General features: G+C 51.7%; 6 protein-coding genes. 3 read left to right on the top strand and 3 right to left on the bottom strand.

Features of this window, described 5'->3' with window-relative positions; genetic code table 11:
- Positions 1-146 precede the first annotated feature (146 nt).
- The 3 genes from rph to VIN66_RS14545 are packed head-to-tail and all read left to right on the top strand — an operon-like array spanning position 147 to position 1,930.
- Positions 147-860 (top strand): ribonuclease PH, encoded by a 714-nt coding sequence (gene rph / locus VIN66_RS14535; RefSeq protein WP_008219734.1) that lies wholly within the window; start codon positions 147-149, stop codon positions 858-860.
- A 34-nt stretch (positions 861-894) separates the two neighbouring features.
- On the top strand, positions 895-1,539 hold the full coding sequence (pyrE, locus tag VIN66_RS14540; protein ID WP_331924652.1) for an orotate phosphoribosyltransferase: 645 nt from the start codon (positions 895-897) through the stop codon (positions 1,537-1,539).
- Between the two features lie 19 nt (positions 1,540-1,558).
- Positions 1,559-1,930, top strand: a complete 372-nt coding sequence (locus VIN66_RS14545; RefSeq protein ID WP_331924653.1) for a diacylglycerol kinase — start codon at positions 1,559-1,561, stop codon at positions 1,928-1,930.
- A 173-nt stretch (positions 1,931-2,103) separates the two neighbouring features.
- Here the strand turns inward: VIN66_RS14545 and slmA are convergent, their stop codons facing one another.
- The 3 genes from slmA to coaBC form a co-directional block, all read right to left on the bottom strand.
- Positions 2,104-2,694, bottom strand: coding sequence for a nucleoid occlusion factor SlmA (slmA, locus tag VIN66_RS14550; protein ID WP_331924654.1), 591 nt, complete (start codon positions 2,692-2,694; stop codon positions 2,104-2,106).
- 1 nt (position 2,695) lies between these two features.
- Positions 2,696-3,154 carry a dUTP diphosphatase gene (gene dut, locus VIN66_RS14555; protein ID WP_273024589.1) on the bottom strand — a complete coding sequence of 153 codons (459 nt, stop codon included), beginning with the start codon at positions 3,152-3,154 and terminating at the stop codon, positions 2,696-2,698.
- Positions 3,155-3,178: 24 nt separating this feature from the next.
- A partial coding sequence (gene coaBC / locus VIN66_RS14560; protein WP_331924655.1) for a bifunctional phosphopantothenoylcysteine decarboxylase/phosphopantothenate--cysteine ligase CoaBC occupies positions 3,179-3,791 on the bottom strand: 613 nt, incomplete at its 5' end.

The raw sequence follows: 3,791 nt of genomic DNA on the forward strand, positions 1-3,791 counted from the left end.
GGCTGTCATACTGTGGATCATAAAATGCTCTCTGGCGGTAAATAAACACCGAGTATACCGCAGGCTAAGCGATTTTGGCGAATTGATGGCCCTAACTGTCCATAACACTTATAATGGCGAACATTGTTAATTTCAGGAGTGCAGCTATGCGTCCAAGTGGCAGAACCGCCAGTCAGATCCGTCCCCTTACGTTTACCCGTCAGTTTACTGCTCATGCCGAAGGCTCTGTGCTGGTTGAGTTTGGTAATACCAAAGTGATTTGTACCGCCAGTGTGATTGAAGGTGTACCGCGTTTTATGAAAGGGCAGGGCAAAGGCTGGGTGACGGCAGAATACGGCATGTTGCCACGCGCTACGCATACCCGTAATGACCGCGAAGCCGCCCGCGGCAAGCAAGGTGGCCGCACCATGGAAATTCAGCGCCTGATTGGCCGTGCCCTGCGCACAGCGGTGGATTTAAAGCTGCTGGGTGAGAATACGATTACTATCGACTGTGATGTCATTCAGGCTGATGGCGGCACCCGTACAGCATCCATTACCGGTGCTTGTGTTGCCTTAGTCGACGCGCTGAACTTTATGCGTGCTAAAGGCATGATCAAAACCAACCCGTTGAATTTTATGGTAGCAGCGGTATCAGTAGGTATTTATAAAGGCACGGCGGTGGCTGATTTGGATTACGCCGAAGACTCAAACGCTGAAACCGATATGAATATCGTGATGACCGAAACCGGTAAAGTCATTGAAATTCAGGGCACCGCCGAAGAAGCGCCGTTTAGCTTTGAAGAGATGCAGCAAATGCTGGATTTAGGTAAGCACGCTATCCGCGAGATCATTGACGAGCAAAAGCGCGTACTGGCTTAAGACTGACTTAAGGTTTGAAGGTAAAGATAAGGCTATGAAACAGTTTCAACGTGACTTTATTGAATTCGCGCTGTCGCGCCAGGTACTGAAGTTTGGCAGCTTTACGCTAAAATCCGGCCGTACCAGCCCGTATTTTTTCAATGCTGGCTTGTTTAATACCGGTAGCGATCTGGCCAAATTAGGCCGCTTTTATGCCGCTGCGCTTAACGATGCGGGCGTCGAGTTTGATGTGCTGTTTGGCCCGGCGTATAAAGGTATCCCTATCGCCACGACTACAGCTGTTGCACTGGCGGATCATTATAACCTCGATGTGCCGTACTGCTTTAACCGCAAAGAAGCCAAAACCCACGGCGAAGGCGGTAATTTAGTGGGCTCGCCACTAAAGGGCCGCATTATGCTGGTGGATGATGTGATCACCGCTGGTACGGCGATCCGTGAGTCGATGACGCTGATCCAGGCGCAAGGCGCTGAGCTTACCGGCGTATTGATTGCGCTGGACAGACAAGAGCGCGGTCAGGGCGAGTTATCGGCCATTCAGGAAGTCGAGCGCGATTTTAATACGAAGGTTATTTCGATTATCAGTTTGCCGGATCTTATCAGCTACCTGGCCGATAAGCCGGAAATGGCTCAGCATCTGGACGCCGTGAAAGCGTACCGTGCGCAATATGGTGTGAAGTAGATAAAAACAGGACAGCAGTATGCTAAAGCCAAATGGCACCGGAGTTGGTCGTATTATTAAAGCGGCAAAGTGTTCGATGCAGGGCTTTGCTGCCAGCTGGAAGTTTGAATCTGCGTTTCGTCAGGAAGCCGTGCTGGCACTGCTATCGGTGCCGGTTGCAGCCTGGCTGGCGACTTCTTTCAGCCAGTTTGCTTTGCTGGTCAGTGTCTGGTGTTTGGTACTGGTGGTTGAACTGCTGAACTCGGCTATTGAATCACTTACCGACAGGGTCAGCCTTGAGCGGCACGAGCTATCTGGCCGGGCTAAAGATATGGGCTCGGCTGCGGTGTTTGTTAGTTTAGTGATAGTGGCACTGGTATGGGGTGCCGCGATTTACGAGCGCTTTGTTTAGCTGTTGTTGACCAGCCGAATCTTCTGATTCTGATTAAGGAAGGGATTAGGTGTGCTTTCGTAGCAGCGGCATGGATGCCGCGCAGGCTGAAAGGGCACAGGGATGTGATACTTGAAGCCGGCGAAGAAAGCATTTCCTAATCCCTGACGTTATCTCCTAACCTGCAATACCGTTCAGACAAACAGTGCCTGTTGTAGTGCAGCCCACTGATGTGCCCAGTACTGGGTTGGCAGACGGGTAAAGCCGGAGCGAACAAACTGGCTCAGTTTACCTTCCACCGTGGCCAGCAGCATATTAGCCAGCTCGCCTTCGTCGATGGTAAAGCCTTTGCCCTCACGTAGTTTACGTTCGCGCAGACACTGCTTCAGCTGGGTTTCCAGCTTTTCAAACAGCTGGGCAACACGCTCCTGCAAACGCTCCTGTTCGCCCTGTAAGGCGTCGCCGGTTAAAATACGGCAAATGCCCGGGTTGCGTTCGGCAAACACCAACAGCAATTGCAGAATGAGTTCAGTGCGGCTGGCGGTGGCTTTGTGCTCGTCCAGTATCACATTGATACGCGATAACAGCGTATTCTCAATAAACTCTATTAAGCCTTCGAACATCCGTGCTTTACTGGGAAAGTGGCGATAAAGCGCGGCTTCCGATACGCCAACTTTTTCCGCCAGCGCGGCAGTGGTGATACGTTGGCCGTTATTGCTTTGCAGCATCGCGGCCAGCGCCTGTAGGATATCTTCCTTGCGGTTGGTACTGCGTGGGGCCGGCATCTTAGGCTTTACCTGATGAACCAAAACCACCTTCACCGCGCTCAGTTTGCTCAAAACTGTCTACGATATTAAATTCAGCCTGCACCACCGGCATAAATACCAGTTGTGCAATACGATCGCCCGGCTCAATGGTAAAGCTGTCCGAGCCGCGGTTCCACATCGATACCATCAGCGGGCCCTGATAGTCAGAGTCAATTAAGCCCACCAGATTACCCAGCACTATGCCGTGTTTATGGCCAAGGCCAGAACGGGGCAAAATAGTCGCGCACAGGTTAGCGTCGCCGATAAAAATGGATAAGCCGGTTGGGATCAGTACTGTCTGACCCGGCGCCAGCACCAGCGTGTTATCCAGACAGGCACGCAGGTCTAAACCCGCGGAACCGGGGGTGGCATATGCCGGTAATGGAAATTCAGTGCCAATACGTGGGTCAAGGATCTTTAAATCAATAGCTTTTTTCATTTACGGCTAAACTCTTATTACTTATTAATTTTCTGAAGAAAAACGGGCCAGGATCTGCTGCACAATCGCATGAGCTAACTGGTCTTTGGGCTGGGCTGCTAATGCCTGTTCGCCATGCTGCCACAGCAGCGTGACGGCATTATGATCGCTATTAAACCCCAGCTCAGTGCCGGACACATCGTTGGCACAAATCATGTCCAGCTTTTTGCGCGCCAGTTTATCTTTGGCGTACTGCAGCACATGTTGGGTTTCAGCAGCGAAACCTACAGTAAAGGGCCTGTGCTTGGTCAGTGCCGCGACGCTGGCGATAATGTCAGGGTTTTGTACCAGCGTAAGCTGCAAATTGTTATCCGCCTGCTTTTTCATTTTTTCACTGGCGACTTCTGCAACACGATAATCGGCGACGGCAGCACAGCCGATGAAAATGTCACTGTTTACGGCCTGTGCCATAGCCGCGTCGTACATTTGCTGTGCACTTGTCACATCAAGCCGTTTTACGCCGGCTGGCGTGGCAAGCTGCACCGGGCCACTTATCAGTGTCACATCGGCACCCATCGCCGCGGCGGCTTTTGCCAGCGCAAAGCCCATCTTCCCGGAGCTGTGATTAGAAATATAACGAACCGGATCAATAGCTTCA

It is taken from the genome of Rheinheimera sp. (assembly GCF_036568245.1).
Classification (GTDB): Bacteria; Pseudomonadota; Gammaproteobacteria; order Enterobacterales; family Alteromonadaceae; genus Alishewanella.